Genomic DNA, 17,256 nt, shown 5'->3' with positions numbered 1-17,256 from the left:
GGAGGTTCACCATGCTGCTCACCGACAAGACCGCGGTCATCTACGGCGCCGGCGGATCCATCGGCGGCGCCGTCGCCCGTACCTTCGCCCGCGAGGGTGCCCACGTGCACCTCGTGGGGCGTACGGCGGCGACGCTCGACGCGGTGGCCAAGGACATCGAGGCGGAGGGCGGCCACGCAGGGACGGCGGTCGTCGACGCGCTCGACGAGGCGGCGGTCGAGGCGCACATCGCGTCGCTGGACGCCGTCGACATCTCCTTCAACCTCGTCACCCGGGGTGATGTGCAGGGTGCCTCGCTGCTCGACATGCCCGTCGACGACTTCGTACGCCCGGTCGTCACCGGCATCCGCGCCCACGTCGTCACCGCCCGCGCCGCCGCCCGCCGTATGGCCGAGCGGGGCTCCGGCGTGGTCCTCACGCTCAACAGCGGTTCGGCGCACGGCAGTCCGATGATGGGCGGAACGGGCCCGGCGGACGCGGCGATCGACACGCTGGTACGCAACCTGGCGATGGAACTGGGGCCGCGCGGGGTGCGGGCCGTGGGCCTGTGGGCGGCCGGCGTGCCCGAGACGCTGACCCGCGAGAAGCTCGCCGCGGTCGACGGCGCCATGGCCCTCGACGAGAACGCCCTCCAGGGCCTGCTCGCGAACCTGGCCGGAATGCGCATGACCCGCCGCAACCCCACCCTCCCCGAGATCGCCGCGACCGCCGCCTTCCTCGCCTCCGACCAGGCGGGCGGCATCACCGGCACCTTCGTCAACGTCACCGGCGGGATGTTCCCGGGCTAGGACGACGGGCTAGGACGACGGGCCAGGAGGACCGGCAGGAACGACCGGCAGGAACGACCGGCAGGAACGACCGGCTAGGAGGGCCGGCTAGGAGGACCGACGGCCGCGGCGGTCGCGCCACCACGTGCGGACCCACAGCACATGCACCCCGCCGAGCGCGACCACGACGGCCGTCGCGTCGAGGCGCACGGCGGGGGAGTGGCCGGGGCCCAGGTGCGCCACCGCGCGGGCGAACAGCGTGATGTCCGCGGGCAGGGTGAGCGTCGCGAGGAACGCGAGACACAGCGTGGTGCCGACGACGAGCACCACGCTGTACGCGCGCACCGCCCGCCGTTCGTGGGCGGGGAGTTCGAGGCTGGGGTCCGGGGCGGTGGTACGGCGCAGCGCCCGTCGTGCCGCGTACTTCGTGTACGCCACCCCGTCCCCGTACAGATCGCGGCAGCGCGTCAGGTCCTGGAGCACGAAGTACAGGTCCGTTCGCATGAAGACCATGAGCTGGAAGGGGAGGGGGAGCAGGGCGAGCAGGGCGACGGCGGCCAGGATCCGGCGGGGGGTGCCGTGCGTGGCGCCCGCGGCGAGGGCGGCCAGGGAGGCGACGGTGAGGTTGGTCGCGATCCCGGCGAGGTAGGCGGTCAACCGGTGGCGGCGCGGGGCGAGTTCGATGCCGCTGATGTCCGTCTGCATGACCAGGAACTGCAGGCGCGTGCCGAGGCGCATGCGGCCGGGCACGCCGGTCGCCCGGGCGGTCACCAGGTGCGCGCACTCGTGGAGCAGCAGGAGCGTCCAGCCGAAGCCCGCGCCGAGTGCGATCACCGCGCTGCCGTGCGGGCTCCAGAGGAGGGTGTGGTAGCTGAGGGGAACGGGTGGGCGGGTGAGCAGGGTGGTGGTGATCAGCAGGGCGATGAGGACGGGCAGCGCCGGGCTGAGCACCCAGCGCACGTGGCGGGGCCTGATCCGGGCGAGCGTCGGTTTCGGCGGGGGTGGCGAGGCCACTTCTCGTCCGTCCAGCTCGGCGACGAACCCCAGGTCCACCAGCGCCTCGACGAAGTCGGCCACGTCGATGTCGTCGCCGGTGGTCTCCCGCAGCCGGTGTCCGACCTCGGCGGTGCTCAGCCCCTGCCCGAGCAGGTCCAGCGCCTGCTTGCCGACCTCGGGCAGCGCGACGAAACGGCCCGTAGCCAGCCGGCCGACGATCCACTCGTCGCCGTCGGGGCGGGAGTCGAGGGTGTGCAGGCGCACGCGGTTCACGCGCGCTCCCCGGCCGCGCCGGTGGCTCCGCTCGTGCCGGTAGCCCCGTCGGCGGGTCCGTCGCCGCACGCCGGGCAGTCGGGCCGCCGGGGGAATCGCTGCAGCACCGGGTCGCCCGGCAGCATCAGGTTCATCCCGAAGCGGAAGCCGGGGTCGAGCGCCGGGATGTCGGTCAGGAGGGCCAGGGCCGCGTGGGCGAGCAGTCCGCCGGACAGGCCCGCGGTGACCGCGGTCGCGGGATTCCACGGCAGGTGCGGGGAGGCGACCCCGTCGTCCTGGCCGGGCGCCAGGCGCAGCTCGCGGCGGGCCACCTCACCGGCCCGCAGACACTCCCAGCAGGCACCCCGGCCGGGTACGTGGACCCCGGCCGTCACCAGCGGGCCGCGGTAGCCGGCGTCGACCCAGGGCAGGCCCGCGGCCAGACAGACACGGTTCGCCCAGCGACGGATGTCGTCGGGACGGTCGGCGGCGAGGAGGAGAAGGTCGTACGAGCCCCGCGCCGGGGGAGGGACGTCGGGTGCCCCGGCCTGTATCGGCTCGCTCGGGGCTTGGGGCGGTCCGCCCTGGTCCGACAGGCTCGGGGCTTCGGGTGCCCCGGTCCGTATCAGCTCCGCCAGGTCCGCCGGGTGTCGTATCTCCCGGCGCTCCCCGGTCACCGTCACGTCCGAGTTCAGCGCCCGCAGGGTGGCGAGCGCGGCCGTCACCTTCGGGCGGCCGAGGTCGGACTCGCGGAAGAGGGGCTGGCGGTTGAGGTTGGACAGCTCCACCACGTCCGGGTCCACGCAGTGCAGACGGCCGACCCCGGAGGCGACCAGGCTCTGCGCGGCGTACCCGCCCGTGCCGCCGACGCCGACCAGCAGCACCCGGGCCCGGCGCAGCCGGAGCTGGGCGTCCCAGGGGCTCGTCCGGGGGCCGAGGTCCATCCAGCGCAGCAGCGGCACCCCCCGGCTGTAGCGCAGCCGTTCCCGCTCGGACACCGGCACGGGCGCCGCCGCGTCCTCCACGAACCCGGCGTCGAGCAGGTCCCCCATCGCCTGCCGGGCGTCCTCGGGTGTGAGGTCGGGAAGTTCGGGATGCGCCCTCAGCACCTCGCCCACCACCGCCGACGGCTCCCGCGTTCCGTCCATCGTCTCGACCAGCGTCCAGACCCAGCCCTGCGGGTCCTCGATCTCGGCGCCGATACCGTGGATGACGCTGCCGATGCGGACGTTGCCGTCGATCGTGCGGTACGGCCGGTGCTCGGGCTTGATCCGGGGCCTGCGGAGCGTGTCGACCGGCACCGTCACCAGGACCCCTTCCCGTTACAGGTACATGCCTTGACACTCTGGTCCCCCGAGTCGAGCCTTGACAAGACGCGGTCGGCGATCGCGCCCGCAACGCTCAACGTCCCTACCGACGAGAGGAGTTGGGGTGCCCACCAAGATTGTGATCCGCCCGTTGGACAAGAAGGAGACCACGGGCGACAGCAGCGGAGGCAACGGCGGCTGATCCGTTTCGCCGGACAGGCCCCAGGCCACCGCAGAGCCCACACAGAGAGGGGGCCACATGGCCGCCAAGATCGTGATCCGTCCGCTGGACAAGAAGGAGACCACCGGGGACAGCAACGCGAACGGCACCTGACCGGAGCCCGGCATGCGGGGAACCCCGTATCCCACCCTCGGTGAGCTGCTGCGACGCGCTCGCGCGACGGTGGCGGCACGGCCCGGTGCACTGCGTTTGCGTGCCGTCGGGACCTCGCGTGCCGGCCGGCCGCTGTGGCTGCTGTCGGCCGGACACGGTCCTCGGCACATCCTCACGGTCGCCGGCGCGCACGCCAACGAACCGGTGGGCGGGGTCACCTCGCTCTCCCTGGCCGAGAGGTTCGCGCGGGAGCCCGCGCTGCTCCAGGAGTCCGGCTGCACCTGGAACTTCCTGCTCTGCCTCGACCCGGACGGCGCGAGCCTCGCCGGGCGATGGCTGACCGCGCGGCCCGCCGAGGGACGGCCCGGTGCGGGGCTGCCTGGTGAGGGACGGCCCGGTACAGGGCTGCCCATTGCGGGACGGCCCGGTGAGGGGCCGGCGGCCGAGGCCTCGCCGACCCTCCGCGGTTACTACCGGCGCTTCTACCGGCCCGCCTTCGCCGCGCAGCCCGAGTTTCCGCCCGTCGCGAGTGACCCGCGTCCAGTGATGCCGGAGTCCGAGGCGCTGGTGCGGCTCATCGACGAACTGCGCCCGGTCGTGCAGTTCTCGCTCCACGGCGTCGAAGTGGGCGGATCCTTTCTGCAGTTGACTCGCGCGGTGCCGGGGGCGGCGGCCACCTACCGTCGGATCGCGGCGGACCTCGGCATTCCCCTGGAACACCGGCCGTTCGACGGCATGGGATGGCTGGCCGAGAGCCCGGGCGTGCTCGTCCTGCCGGACAGCGGCCCCACCGAGGAACGGGACCCGTCCGGCTTCACCTCGCAGGCGACCTGGCTGTACGCGATGCGACACGGAACCGTGTCGGCGGTCGTCGAGGCGCCCATCTGGAGCGTGGCGGGCGTCAGCGATCCACGGCCCGTCGCCGAGCCCCGGCGCGAGGTCGCGGAGGCGAGCGAGATCCTGCTCGGCCGGGCCAAACAACTGGAGGCGGTGGTCGGGGAACTGGGGCCCAGAGCACCCGATACCCCTGAGGAGATCGCCCACTTCACCGCCGCCCGCGAGCTCATGGACATCGGCCCCGGAGTCGTGGACACCTGGAACTCCGCCGAACTCGCCACCACCATGGGCAACGCTGTCTCGCTCGGCGTCGCCGCCCGGCGCATCCCGCTGCGCGCGGCGGCCATGATGCGGCAGGCCCTGGGCGGCGCCCCCGCGCTGGACACCCTCGTGGAGGCCTGGGCACGTGAGCTGGCGAGCACCTTCGACGCCCGCTGGGTCCCCGTGGCCGACCAGACCGAGCTCCAGATCCGCACGATGCTCGCACTCGCCCGCGCCCTGGTGTGACCCCGGGCGCCCACCCGCGCCGACACGCCCGCTCACGCGAAAGGGGGCTCCCGGCACGACGCCGGGAGCCCCCACTCACGTACGACGGACTACGCGGACGCCGCCGCCGCGTCCGCCGCCTGGGCCTTCAGCGCGCGCTCGACCCCGGAGCGGGACTCCGAGATCAGGCGCCGCAGGGCCGGGGTGGGCTCGGCCGCGGCCAGCCACGCGTCCGTCTTGGCGAGGGTCTCCTCGGAGACCTGGACGGACGGGTAGAGACCGACCACGATCTGCTGGGCGATCTCGTGCGAACGGGCGTCCCAGATGTCCTTCACCACGGAGAAGAACTTGTCCGTGTACGGGGCGAGCAGTTCGCGCTGGTCGGTCTGCACGAAGCCGCCGATCACCGCTTCCTGCACGGCGTTCGGGAGCTTGTCGGACTCGACGACCGCGGCCCAGGCCGCCGCCTTCGCCTCCTCGGTGGGACGCGAGGCCCGGGCCGTCTCCGCGTGCCGCTCACCGGCCGCCGTCTTGTCGCGCTCCGCCTCGGCGCCGATCTCCGCCTCGTCGTAGCGCCCGACCGCCGCGAGCCGCTGGACGAACGCCCAGCGCAGCTCGGTGTCGACGGCGAGGCCCTCGATGGTCTCCCGGTCCTCCAGCAGGCTCTCCAGGAGGTCCAGCTGCTCCGGCGTACGGGCGGTCGCCGCGAAGGCACGTGCCCAGGCGAGCTGGTGGTCGCTGCCGGGTTCGGCGGCGCGCAGGTGCGCGAGCGTCGCGTCCGTCCAGCGGGTCAGCAGCGCCTCGCGGGCCGTCGGGTCGGCGTACAGCTCGATCGCCATCTTCACCTGGCGCTGCAGCGACTGCACGACACCGATGTCGGACTCCTTGCCGATGCCCGACAGGACCAGGGACAGGTAGTCGCGGGTGGCGAGCTCACCGTCGCGGGTCATGTCCCAGGCCGAGGCCCAGCACAGGGCACGGGGCAGGGACGACTCGAAGTCGCCGAGGTGCTCGGTGACGAAGGCGAGCGAGTCCTCGTCGAGGCGGACCTTGGCGTACGACAGGTCGTCGTCGTTGAGCAGGAAGACCGCCGGGCGGCGCTTGCCGACCAGCTCCGGTACGGCCGTCAGCTCGCCGTCGACGTCCAGCTCGACACGCTCGTCGCGCACCAGCCTGCCGCTGTCGTCGTCGAGGTCGTAGAGGCCGATCGCGATGCGGTGCGGGCGGAGGGTCGGCTCACCCTTGGCACCCTCCGGGAGCGCCGGAGCCTCCTGACGGATCGCGAAGGAGGTGATGACCCCGTTCGCGTCCGTCTCGACCTCAGGCCGCAGGATGTTGATGCCGGCGGTCTGGAGCCACTTCTCCGACCAGGTCTTCAGGTCGCGCCCGGAGGTCTCCTCCAGGGCGCCCAGCAGATCGCTGAGGCGCGTGTTGCCGTAGGCGTGCCGCTTGAAGTACGCCTGCACGCCCTTGAAGAACTCGTCCATACCGACGTACGCGACGAGCTGCTTCAAGACGCTCGCCCCCTTCGCGTACGTGATGCCGTCGAAGTTGACGAGGACGTCGTCCAGGTCGTTGATCTCGGCCATGATCGGGTGGGTGGAGGGCAGCTGGTCCTGCCGGTACGCCCACGTCTTCATGGAGTTGGCGAAGGTCGTCCAGGAGTGCGGCCAGCGCGACTGGGGGGCGTAGGCCTGGCAGGCCGCCTCGGCGTAGGTGGCGAACGACTCGTTCAGCCACAGGTCGTTCCACCACTCCATGGTGACCAGGTCGCCGAACCACATGTGGGCCAGCTCGTGCAGGATCGTGGCGGCCCGCACCTCGTACGAGGCGTCGGTCACCTTAGACCGGAACACGTACTGGTCGCGGATCGTCACCGCGCCCGCGTTCTCCATCGCGCCGGCGTTGAACTCCGGCACGAAGAGCTGGTCGTACTTCTTGAACGGGTACGCGTAGTCGAACTTCTCCTGGAACCAGTCGAAGCCCTGCCGGGTGACCTCGAAGATCGCGTCCGAGTCGAGGAACTCGGCGAGCGAGGGCCGACAGTAGATGCCGAGCGGCACGCTCTGTCCGTCCTTCTCGTACACGCTGTGCACGGAGTGGTACGGCCCGACGATCAGCGCGGTGATGTACGTGGAGATCCGCGGCGTCGGCTCGAAGACCCAGGTGTCGTCCTTGGGCTCGGGCGTCGGAGAGTTGGAGATCACGGTCCAGCCGGTGGGCGCCTTCACGGTGAACTGGAAGGTGGCCTTCAGGTCGGGCTGCTCGAAGCTCGCGAACACCCGGCGCGCGTCCGGGACCTCGAACTGGGTGTAGAGGTAGGCCTGCTGGTCGACAGGGTCGACGAAGCGGTGCAGGCCCTCACCGGTGTTGGTGTACACGCAGTCGGCCACGACACGCAGGACGTTGCGGCCCTCCAGGAGCCCCGGAAGCGCGATCCGCGAGTCCGCGAAGACCTCGGCGGGGTCGAGAGGGTCCCCGTTCAGGGTCACCTCGTGAACGGCGGGAGCCACCAGGTCGATGAAGGTCTCCGAACCGTTCTCCTCGACGTCGAAGCGCACCGTGGTAACGGACCGGTAGGTGCCGCCCTCCTGCGCGCCCGAGAGGTCGAGATCGATCTCGTACGAGTCAACGGTGAGCAGCTTCGCCCGCTGCTGCGCCTCTTCCCGGGTCAGGTTTGTGCCAGGCACGCGGTCATCTCCTCGTTATGTGACGGTTGCGCCATCCTTCCATGGGACCTGCACGGATGCGATGTCCGCTTCCCGCCGGTGCCAGGCAGGCGCGGGCGCGAGCCTGGAGACATGACGACGCACACGACTACGGACGCGACGACGGACATGACGACATACGCGACGACGTACACGGCACGCCCCATCGACCCGGCGGTCCTGAAGGATCTCCGCACAGCTGACGATGCGGACCGCCCGATGGTTCCCTTCACGGACGAGGAGGGCGGCGCGCCGCTGCGCTGCTGTCTGCGGCGCAGTGAACCGGGCGAGCGCATCGCCCTCGTCTCCTACGCGCCGCTGCGCCGCTGGGCCACCGGGACGGGCGTCGACCCGGGCGCGTACGACGAACAGGGCCCGGTCTTCATCCACGCCGACGACTGCCCGGGCCCCGACCTGCACGGCCAGCCCTTCCCGGGCGCTCACCGCACGGTCCGCCGCTATTCCGCCGAGGGCCACATCCTGGGCGGCCGTCTGGTCGAGAACACCGACGCCTTCGACGAGGCCTTCGACGAGGCTTTCGCCGACCCGGAGGTGGCGCTCGTCCACGTACGGGCGGTGGAGTACGGGTGCTTCCTCTACGAGGTGCGGCGGGTGTGAGGAGGGGCGGTCACCGTGCGGTGACCGCCCCCGGGGCACGTGGTGCGGGCGTCAGCCCTTGAGCTCCGCCGCCACCAGCTCCGCGATCTGGACCGCGTTCAGTGCGGCGCCCTTGCGGAGGTTGTCGTTGGAGACGAAGAGGGCGAGACCGTGCTCGGCCGTCTCGTCGGCGCGGATGCGGCCCACGTAGGACGCGTCCTTGCCGGCCGCCTCGAGCGGGTTCGGGATCTCGGAGAGGGCGACGCCCGGGGCGCCGGCCAGCAGCTCGGTCGCGCGCTCCACGCTCAGCGGACGCGCGAAGCGGGCGTTCACCTGGAGGGAGTGGCCGCTGAACACCGGGACGCGGACACAGGTGCCGGAGACCTTGAGGGCGGGGATCTCCAGGATCTTGCGGGACTCGTGGCGGAGCTTCTGCTCCTCGTCCGTCTCGTGCAGGCCGTCGTCGACGATCGACCCCGCGAGCGGGAGCACGTTGAAGGCGATGGGGCGCTTGTAGACCCCCGGCTCGGGGAAGTCGACCGCGCCGCCGTCATGGGTCAGCTTGTCGGCGTCCGCGACGACCTTCAGTACCTGGCCGTGCAGCTCGGCGACGCCCGCGACGCCCGAGCCGGACACCGCCTGGTAGGTGGCGACGACCAGCGCCTCCAGGCCCGCCTCCTCGTGCAGCGGCTTCAGGACCGGCATCGCGGCCATCGTCGTGCAGTTCGGGTTGGCGATGATGCCCTTGGGGCGGTCGGCGATCGCGTGCGGGTTCACCTCGGAGACCACCAGAGGGACCTCGGGGTCCTTGCGCCACGCGGAGGAGTTGTCGATGACGACCGCGCCCTGCGCGGCGACCTTCTCGGCCAGCGCCTTGGAGGTCGCGCCGCCCGCGGAGAACAGCACGATGTCCAGGCCGGAGTAGTCCGCCGTCGCCGCGTCCTCCACCGTCACACCGTCGAGCACCGTCCCGGCCGAACGCGCCGAGGCGAACAGCCGCAGCTCGTCGACCGGGAACTCCCGCTCGACGAGGATCCTGCGCATGACTGTGCCGACCTGACCGGTGGCTCCGACGATTCCGACCCTCACGGCGACTCCCTTGGCGTGCGTTTTACGTGGTCCAGCGCTTCCATCATGCGTCTGACCAGTCCCCGCGTGTCCAATCCTTTGCCCGTGCCGCCCGAGGAATGGGACACGTCCGCCCTTCGGCATGGCCGCGGCATCCGAAAGAAATCCGTCCGTGGGCCGCCGGGAACCGCAAGCCGTACGGCGCGGGCGTCCTCACCGGCCCCGGCCAGGTGTGACGTACGACTCCTTCACGTGTGGCCGAACGTTTTGGCCCGCACCGGCGTCGTAGAGGAAACGCGGGAGGGGAGGGGCGGAGTGCTGCGCAGAAAGGCACGCCGGGTCCAGGGGGCGGACGATCCCCTGGACGCGGCCCAGGAACGCAGGGTGCGGGCAGTGCTCGCGCTCGGTGGCGTACCGCAGGCGGACCTGCCGGACGGGGTGCAGCAGGTCCGCCTGCGGTTGCTGGAACGCGCGGCGAAGGGGGACGAGGCGCCGCGTGACGTGTCCGCTTGGGCGGCGGTCGTCGCCTCGAACCTGGCGATGGACTGGCACCGGGCCAAGCGGCGCCAGGAGCGGCTCGGCGAGCGGCTGGCCTCGCTGCGGCAGCCCGCGGACGCCCGTGACGAGGACTCCAGCGTGCTCTCGCTCGCCGTGGCGCAGGGCCTGGACGAGCTGCCCGACGCCCAGCGCCAGGTCCTCGTCCTGCGCTTCTACGCCGATCTGTCCGTGCGCGGGATCGCCGAGGAGCTCGGCATCCCGGAGGGCACGGTCAAGAGCAGGCTGCACTCGGCGGTCCGCGCCCTGCGCGCCCGCCTGCACGAGGACGAGGTGGTGTGACGTGGCCGAGTATGAGGGAGTGGACGCGCTGTTGGCCGCGATCACTGACGAGGCTCTGCCCGAAGGGGCGGGCGACGACCCGGAGTTCATGGCCGAGCACCGGAAGGCGGTGGCCGATGTGGCGCTGCTGCGGGAGCAGTTGGCGGTCATCGGGGACGCGCTGACGGACCCTGTGGAGGAAGCGAAGCCGGTCCCGGTACGGGCCCCCAGAAAGCACACCCGCCGCCCCGAAGGCGCCCCCAGGAACCGCGGGCGCCGTCCCCTGGCCCTGGTCCTGGGCACCCTCGTCGCGGCCACCGTGGCCGCGATGGTCGTCGGCATGGGCTGGATCCTCGCGCACAACGGGGCAGGCACGTCCGAGGCCAGCGGGGCCAAGGCGGCCGACAGCGGGACCGCGGGCGGCAGCGCCTCGCTCAGCGCCCCCGGCTATCTGGCCTGCGCCCGGCTCGTCGCGGAGGGCACGGTCGCCGACGTCGAGCCGCTCCCCGGCACCACGGAGAACCGGATCACCCTCCACGTGGACCGCTACTACAAGCCCGAGAAGGGGAAGGCCGAGGTCGTCCTCCTCCTGGACGAGGACGTGGCTCCCCGGCCGCGCGAGGGCGAGCGGGTACTCGTGGCCCTCCAGGACGATCCGGCGACACCGACCGGCTGGACCACGGGGGAGAAGGCCATCGCCGACGAACGGGCATGGATCGTGAAGGCGCTGCCCGCGTCCCGCACCCTCACGTGCCCGTGAAGAAGGCATGTGCCCGTGAAGAAGGGCGGGCGCCCGTTTCCGGACGCCCGCCCCTCGTAGGTCAGCCGGTTGCTACGGGGTGACCTTCTCGATCTTCACGCTGCCGAGGCCGGCGGCCGTGCCGCGGGCGTTCACCAGCTGGACCTGGCCGAAGAACTCGCGTCCCTCGGGGGCCGGCGCGGCCGCGGTGACCTCGCCGGACACCGTCGCCGTACCGCCCGTGGCGAGCTTCACCGGCGCCGACTCGTCGACCTTGACCGAGCCGAGCGCGGAGGAGAAGAACACGTCACGGTAGTCGTACGCGGTCGAGCCCGACGGGACCGAGTAGCCCACGACCTCGATGGTGTACGTACCGGCGGCGGGGTTGGGGATGGAGACCGCCTCCTCCGAGTCACCGTCCGCGGACTGCGCGACCTGCTTGCCCGCGGAGTCGTACACCGTCAGGTCCAGGTCGGCGGCCGTGTCCGAGACGTTGCCGATGGCGACGTCGAGCGACGCGGCGCCGGCCGGCACCTCGACCGTGCTGGTCTGGGTGGCGCCGCCCGCGATGGTCGGCCGGGCCGTCTTCGAGGAGCCGAGCGGGCCGCCCTTCAGGGTGCCGTCGAGCGCCGCGAAACCGTTCGTCACCTTCCAGGAGGCGGTGACCGGCGTGCCGACCTTGGCCTCGGGGACCGTCACCACGGCCGGGTCGAAGACCGCGCCGAGCACGGTGGCCTCCAGCTTGTACGGGTTGTCGAGCAGCGGCGAGGTACGGCGCGCCTCGACCTCGACCTCCCAGACACCGGGCTGCGGGTCCGCGTACGAACGCACGTCGGGCCTGCAGCCGTTGGTGTTCGGGTAGTTGCTGTAGCAGTACGGCGTGCCGGTGTCCTCGACCGGGACACCGTAGGGGTGGATGGAGATGAACCGGGTCTGGCTCAGGTCCTTCAGCCCGCCGATCGCGACCTCCAGCGCCTTCGCACCCTCGGGCACGGTCAGGAAGTACGACCGCGTGCTGTTGCGCTGCACCGAACTCGACGCGGAGTAGCTGTACTTGAGCGGCGTGGAGACCACGACCGTCGTCAGGATCTGCTGGTCGACGCCCTCGGTCCGCGGGTCGTCGACCTCGAGGATCGCGCTCTTGACGCCGGCCGAGGAGGCCCTCGCTGCGACCTTGACGGTGACCGGCTTGTTCAGTTCGAGCTTGACCTCGTCGGAGCCGACGATCCGGAAGGTGTCACCGGCGTTGTTCTCGAAGTGCAGCTCGTGGCGGATCGCCTTGTCCGGTCCGGACGTACGCGTGATGGTGATGTCGTACGACTTCTTCACGCCGACCTTGAGGCCGCCCTCGCGGTCGTAGAGGCCGGTGCCGTAGCCCGGGGTCTTCAGGGCGTAGTCGATCGCGGTGTCGACGGGGGCCTTGACGACGTAGTGGGAAGGCGCAGCGCCGTGGGCGGTCGCGTCGTCCTTGATCGACTTCCACGCGTCCACGATGTTGATGAGGCCCGCGCCCTCCTCGTACGCCTGCACACCCTTGATGTGGTCGGCGGTCGAGGTGAGGGCCGTGCGCAGCTTGGCGGGCGTCAGGGCGATGCCCTTCTGCTTGGCGGCGCTCAGCAACAGCGCGGACGCGCCGGCGGCCTGCGGGGAGGCCATCGAGGTGCCCTGGAGCATCGAGTAGCCGGCCGGCAGGGAGTAGCCGGCCTGGGCGACCGGGGAGCCCGGCAGCCAGGTCTGCGTGGTGTTGATCGCGGCGCCGGGCGCGGTCAGCGTCGGCGTGAAGCCGCCGTCCTCACGCGGACCGCGCGAGGAGAACGGCATCATCGCGTACTTCTTCTCCACGACGGAGCCGTAGTTGGCGGCCCAGGTGTCCTTGGAGATGGACGCGCCGACCGAGATGACCTTGTCGGCCAGGCCGGGGTCGCCGATGGTGTTGGCGCCGGGGCCGGAGTTGCCCGCGGAGATCACCAGCTGGACACCGTAGGTGTCGATGAGACGCGTGTAGAGCTCGGAGCGCGCGTTGTTGCCGTCGTTGAGCGCGGGCAGGCCGCCGATGGACATGTTGACGATGTCGACGCCACGGTTGACGACGAGGTCGATCATGCCCTCGGTGAGCGCGACGTTGGTGCAGCTCGGGCCGAAGAGGCAGGCACGGGACGAGACGATCTTCGCGCCCGGGGCCGCGCCGTTCATCTTGCCGCCGAACAGGCCGTTCGCGGAGGTGATACCCGCGACGTGCGTGCCGTGCTCGCTGGAGATGAGGCCGATGTTGACGTAGTCGGACTTGGCGCCGGACGCGTTGTAGACGACGTCCTTGCGGATCTCGACGACGAACGGGATGCGCTCGACGACGTCGGTCGCCGGGTCGTCCTTGCCGAAGTAGCCGATCTGGAAGCCGTCCTTGTACGGCTTCATCGGCGCGTCGTCGGTGAAGTCGAGGTTGTCGTTCGTGTCGACCCGCACGGTTCCGGACGCCGGGTCGTACAGCACGCCCCAGGCGTCGGTCGTGTCGCCGTCCCGGTTCAGGTCGCCCGCCTCGTCGCCGCCGGCGGTGTCGGACTCGTACATGTAGTTGAACTTGTAGTCGCCCGCGGGAGCCTTGAACGCCTCGGTGCCCTGGCTCTTCGTGGTGATGGAGAAGGAGGGACCGGCGACCGCGGTGGTCATCCGCCGCCAGCTGCCGTCGCCGTCGGAGACCGGGTCGGTGGACGTCACCCAGTCGACGACCTTGCGCTCGCCGGTGGTGGTCTTCTGTAGCGCGGGGTGACCCAGATCCACACCCGAGTCGAGAATGCCGATGGTGACACCGCGGCCGTCCGCCTTCGGGTTCTTCTTCACGAAGTCGACGGCGCCCGTCTCGAAGGACGGGTTGTACGGGTTCTCGGCGGGGGTGTTCTTGTCGGGCGCCGCGTAGGTCTTCGTGGCCTTCGAAGAGGCACCCTTGGCCGTGTCGGCGCTCGGCGTCGGGTCGTCGAGCGCGATGTCCTGGCGCAGGTCGATGCCGTGCACGGAGGGGAGCTTCGCGGCGGCGGCGATGGCCGCGTCCGCCTTCGCGGTCGGGACGGTGGCCCGGACGTAGCCGACCTTGTCGAAGGTGCGGCCGACGAGACCGCCCTGGACCGCGTCCATCTCCTTGGCGACCTGCTCGGTCTGCCCGGGAGCGGTGGCGATCATCATCGTGACGTTCTTCGCGCCGTCGGCCTTGGCCTCGGCGAGGAGGTCCGCGTCGTCCGAACCGAGCTTGGCGCTCGCGGACTTGGTGCCCGGATCGGGCGTGGCGGGTGCGTGGTCCGCGGAGAAGGCCATGGGTATCGGCCCGGCCGCGGAGAGCGCGGCCACCAGGCCCGCGGCCACGGCGATGCGGGCCACGCGTCTCGCGCCCGATATCGGTGCGCGCTGAGGATCGGTCATCAGCATCCCTTGTAGGTAAAGGAACGAGCGTGGAGTGACCGGTCCCGACGTTCCCACGGGACGCGATCACATCAGTCCGGTATGTGGACCCGGATGACCGCTCAGCTTTACCTAAGGGGCAGTTGTTTGGGGAGAGTTGACCGAGGCGGGATGGAACCATGGCGTACTTCCGCCATACGCCATGACGGTCAAAGCGCAGTATGGCAGGACATCGACAAGCAAGGCCGACCGATCCCCGGCCGCCAGTCGCCCGCTCCCGGCCGCTCAGGCCTCCCGCGTGCGCGCGTAGTGGCGGGACGCCTTCGCACGGTTACCGCAGGCCGCCATCGAGCACCAGCGGCGGGTGCCGTTCCGTGAGGTGTCGAAGAAATGCAGGATGCAGGTGTCGTGGGCGCAGCGGCGGATGCGGTCGGGGGCGGTACCGAGCAGTCCGAGGTAGTCGCGGGCGGCGAGCCAGGCGGGCCCCCAGGACGGGTCGCCGAACTCCGCCTCCTCGCCGGGCCCCCGGCCGGTCAGCGTCAGGCGGACGCGGCCGTGCGCGAGGACCGCGTCGATCCGGGCGGCGGCTTCCTCCAGGGTGCCGTCGACGGCCGAGCGCAGGGCGTCACGGGCTTCCCGTGCATGCAGCAGCACGGCGTCGTCGGCCGGGAAGTCCAGCCCGTTCGCCGCCAGCCACACCGCCAGGCCCCCGGTGTCCGTGAGCAGGTCCTGCGTCACTCCCTCGCGGTTCCAGCGGGTGTTGAGCAGGTCGAGCGAGACCGGCTCCCCGGTGAGCGGACGGGGATCGGCGGTGGTGGGCATGGGGAGCTCCCTTCGGCGCTAACCGCTCAAGAGTAGGTCACTGGTTGACGCTCCCCAATCTAACCCTTAATCTCGATGACAAGGGTTAGCCTGCTGTGGGGCGGCCAATGACAGACGGGACCGTCATGACCTTGCGCACCGGCCACACCGGCCTGAACGTCACCGACCTCGACCGCTCGCTCGCCTTCTACCGCGACGTCCTCGGCTTCGGAGTGATCGCCGAGGGCAAGGAGGAGGAACGGCGGTACGCGTTCCTCGGCTCCCTCGCCGGAGACGGCCGCCCGGTGCTCACCCTCTGGCAGCAGGCGCAGGGTTCGTACGACAAGGCCCGCGCCGGCCTGCACCACCTCGCCCTCGAAGTGGACTCGGTCGACCAGGTCAGGGAGTACGAGACGGCCCTGCGGGACTACGGCGTCGACTTCGCGTACGAGGGCGTGGTCGCCCACCGGGAGGGCTCGGCGTCCGGCGGCATCTTCTTCCACGACCCTGACGGCACCCGCCTCGAGATCTACGCGCCGAGCGGGGCGGAGGGGGCCCCGGTGCCGTCCGACACCGCTCCCACCTGCGGTTTCTTCTAGGGTCTGTGGAGAGCGGGGCGTGTCATGACGTACCACTTGGGCTCACGGGCCGTACAGGAGCGGGTGGGTGTGCGCGAGGTCGCCGACCATGTGGGGCGGTCCGTCGGGCAGGGCATCCGCCCCGTGGCCGCCGCCTTCCTCGAACTCCAGCCGATGCTGGTACTGGGCGCGGCCGATCCGGCGGGCGGAGCGGTATGGGCCTCGCTGCTCACCGGCGAGCCCGGGTTCGTACGGGCGACGGGTGTCCGGCAGATCTCGGTCACGGGCGGCGGCCTGCGCGAGGGCGACCCACTGGCGCGGGCGCTCGCCGCCCCGGGCACCTCCGTCGGCACGATCGCGCTCGACCCGCGCACCCGCCGCCGTATGCGCCTCAACGGCCGGGCCCGCCCGACCCCCCGCGGCTTCGCCGTCGAGGCGGACCAGGTCTTCTCCAACTGCCCGAAGTACCTGCAGAAGAGGGAGTCGTACGAGAAGACCGAGCGCCCGCCCGGCGCGCCCCGCCGGTCCGCCGGACTCTCCCCCGGGCAGCGGCGGTTCGTCGAGTCCGCCGACACCTTCTTCCTGGCCACCGTCCACGCGCACGGCGCCGACGCCAGCCACCGGGGCGGCAACCCCGGTTTCGTCCACGTCACCTCACCGAACGAACTGCACTGGCGCGACTACCCCGGCAACTCCATGTTTCTGAGCCTCGGCAACCTGGAGACGGACCCGCGGGCCGGGCTGCTCTTCCTGGACTGGGTGTCGGGGACGGTGCTGCAGCTGACGGGCACGGCGCGCACGGAGTACGCGGCCGACGGGGAGCGCACGGTCGGCCTCACCGTCATCGAGGTCGTTCAGACACGTGCCGCCAGTCCGATCCGCTGGTCGCCGCCGGATTACTCGCCGGCCAACCCGTCCCTGCCGTAGGCGACTTGCCCCGCCCTCGTGCCGTAACGTCTGGGCATGCCGAAGCAGTTGAGGGTGGCGGCCTACGCCGTATGCGTGCGGGACGGGCGGATGCTGCTGGCCCGCTGGGTCGCGGGTGACGGAAGCAGGCGGTGGACCCTGCCGGGCGGCGGCATGGACCACGGCGAGGACCCCTACGACACCGTCATCCGCGAGGCCGAGGAGGAGACGGGCTACGCCGTCGAGCCCCTCGCGCTGCTCGGCGTCGACTCCGTACTGCGTTCGCACCCGCGCCGACTCGGCTCACCCAACGACTTCCACGCCCTGCGGATCGTCTACGAGGCCCGTGTCACCGGCGGCGAGCTGCGCCACGAGACGAACGGCTCCACCGACATGGCGGCCTGGCACCCGCTCGACGAGGTACCCGCCCTCGACCGGGTCGCGCTGGTCGACGTGGGACTGCGGCTGTGGCGGGAACGACCGCCCCTCGGCCGCGTCGGCTCCGAGGCGGCGGGAGAGTAGCGGCGGGGGAGTAGCGGCGGGGGACCGCCGGGGCTGGCCCCCTACCCCGGAAAATGAACACGGAGTGACCGCGTCCCGGCCGTCCGGAGAGGGGTCGTGGACGCGCAGGGTGTTCCAAGATCCACGTACGGTGATCGGCGTCGCCCGTTGCC

Annotated in this window: 14 protein-coding genes; 8 read left to right on the top strand and 6 right to left on the bottom strand. The window is 71.5% G+C overall.

Annotated elements, in window-relative coordinates; genetic code table 11:
• The first annotated feature begins 11 nt into the window (after nt 1-11).
• The gene (locus ACIRA5_RS07920; RefSeq protein WP_403688421.1) at nt 12-788 is read left to right on the top strand and encodes an SDR family NAD(P)-dependent oxidoreductase; all 777 of its coding nucleotides are present in this window, start codon (nt 12-14) and stop codon (nt 786-788) included.
• Nucleotides 789-875: 87 nt separating this feature from the next.
• Here ACIRA5_RS07920 and ACIRA5_RS07915 read toward each other — a convergent pair whose 3' ends face one another.
• Nucleotides 876-2,036, bottom strand: a complete 1,161-nt coding sequence (locus ACIRA5_RS07915; protein ID WP_403688419.1) for a hypothetical protein — start codon at nt 2,034-2,036, stop codon at nt 876-878.
• Nucleotides 2,033-3,286, bottom strand: coding sequence for a HesA/MoeB/ThiF family protein (locus ACIRA5_RS07910; RefSeq protein ID WP_403688647.1), 1,254 nt, complete (start codon nt 3,284-3,286; stop codon nt 2,033-2,035). The genes ACIRA5_RS07915 and ACIRA5_RS07910 overlap by 4 nt, the downstream gene beginning before the upstream one ends.
• A 382-nt stretch (nt 3,287-3,668) precedes the next feature.
• On the opposite strand from ACIRA5_RS07910, the gene ACIRA5_RS07905 reads away from it, so the two are divergent.
• Nucleotides 3,669-5,000, top strand: a complete 1,332-nt coding sequence (locus ACIRA5_RS07905) for a M14 family zinc carboxypeptidase (protein ID WP_403688418.1) — start codon at nt 3,669-3,671, stop codon at nt 4,998-5,000.
• A gap of 89 nt (nt 5,001-5,089) precedes the next feature.
• Here ACIRA5_RS07905 and pepN read toward each other — a convergent pair whose 3' ends face one another.
• Nucleotides 5,090-7,669: an aminopeptidase N gene (pepN, locus tag ACIRA5_RS07900; protein WP_403688415.1), complete on the bottom strand. Its 2,580-nt coding sequence runs from the start codon at nt 7,667-7,669 to the stop codon at nt 5,090-5,092.
• A 111-nt stretch (nt 7,670-7,780) separates the two neighbouring features.
• Here pepN and ACIRA5_RS07895 point away from each other — a divergent pair, with 111 nt between their 5' ends.
• Nucleotides 7,781-8,305, top strand: a complete 525-nt coding sequence (locus tag ACIRA5_RS07895; protein WP_403688412.1) for a DUF1203 domain-containing protein — start codon at nt 7,781-7,783, stop codon at nt 8,303-8,305.
• A gap of 51 nt (nt 8,306-8,356) precedes the next feature.
• Here ACIRA5_RS07895 and ACIRA5_RS07890 read toward each other — a convergent pair whose 3' ends face one another.
• The gene (locus ACIRA5_RS07890) at nt 8,357-9,373 is read right to left on the bottom strand and encodes an aspartate-semialdehyde dehydrogenase (RefSeq protein WP_403688411.1); all 1,017 of its coding nucleotides are present in this window, start codon (nt 9,371-9,373) and stop codon (nt 8,357-8,359) included.
• A 294-nt stretch (nt 9,374-9,667) separates the two neighbouring features.
• On the opposite strand from ACIRA5_RS07890, the gene ACIRA5_RS07885 reads away from it, so the two are divergent.
• Nucleotides 9,668-10,189, top strand: a complete 522-nt coding sequence (locus ACIRA5_RS07885) for a sigma-70 family RNA polymerase sigma factor (RefSeq protein WP_382117810.1) — start codon at nt 9,668-9,670, stop codon at nt 10,187-10,189.
• A gap of 1 nt (nt 10,190) precedes the next feature.
• Nucleotides 10,191-10,928 carry a hypothetical protein gene (locus ACIRA5_RS07880; RefSeq protein ID WP_403688408.1) on the top strand — a complete coding sequence of 246 codons (738 nt, stop codon included), beginning with the start codon at nt 10,191-10,193 and terminating at the stop codon, nt 10,926-10,928.
• A 72-nt stretch (nt 10,929-11,000) separates the two neighbouring features.
• Here ACIRA5_RS07880 and ACIRA5_RS07875 read toward each other — a convergent pair whose 3' ends face one another.
• Together ACIRA5_RS07875 and ACIRA5_RS07870 are read right to left on the bottom strand one after the other, a co-directional pair.
• Nucleotides 11,001-14,318, bottom strand: coding sequence for a S8 family serine peptidase (locus ACIRA5_RS07875; RefSeq protein ID WP_403688405.1), 3,318 nt, complete (start codon nt 14,316-14,318; stop codon nt 11,001-11,003).
• A 264-nt stretch (nt 14,319-14,582) separates the two neighbouring features.
• Nucleotides 14,583-15,119, bottom strand: coding sequence for a CGNR zinc finger domain-containing protein (locus ACIRA5_RS07870; protein WP_403688403.1), 537 nt, complete (start codon nt 15,117-15,119; stop codon nt 14,583-14,585).
• Between the two features lie 125 nt (nt 15,120-15,244).
• Here ACIRA5_RS07870 and ACIRA5_RS07865 point away from each other — a divergent pair, with 125 nt between their 5' ends.
• The 3 genes from ACIRA5_RS07865 to ACIRA5_RS07855 are packed head-to-tail and all read left to right on the top strand — an operon-like array spanning nt 15,245 to nt 17,104.
• On the top strand, nt 15,245-15,697 hold the full coding sequence (locus ACIRA5_RS07865; RefSeq protein WP_403688644.1) for a VOC family protein: 453 nt from the start codon (nt 15,245-15,247) through the stop codon (nt 15,695-15,697).
• A gap of 24 nt (nt 15,698-15,721) precedes the next feature.
• Nucleotides 15,722-16,603 carry a pyridoxamine 5'-phosphate oxidase family protein gene (locus tag ACIRA5_RS07860; RefSeq protein WP_403688401.1) on the top strand — a complete coding sequence of 294 codons (882 nt, stop codon included), beginning with the start codon at nt 15,722-15,724 and terminating at the stop codon, nt 16,601-16,603.
• 36 nt (nt 16,604-16,639) lie between these two features.
• Entirely contained in the window at nt 16,640-17,104 is a 465-nt protein-coding gene (locus ACIRA5_RS07855) for an NUDIX hydrolase (protein WP_352051021.1), read from the top strand.
• Nucleotides 17,105-17,256 lie beyond the last annotated feature (152 nt).

The organism is Streptomyces sp. NPDC096311 (assembly GCF_044763085.1).
GTDB lineage: Bacteria > Actinomycetota > Actinomycetes > Streptomycetales > Streptomycetaceae > Streptomyces.
This window is presented reverse-complemented; position numbering and strand designations above follow the sequence as displayed.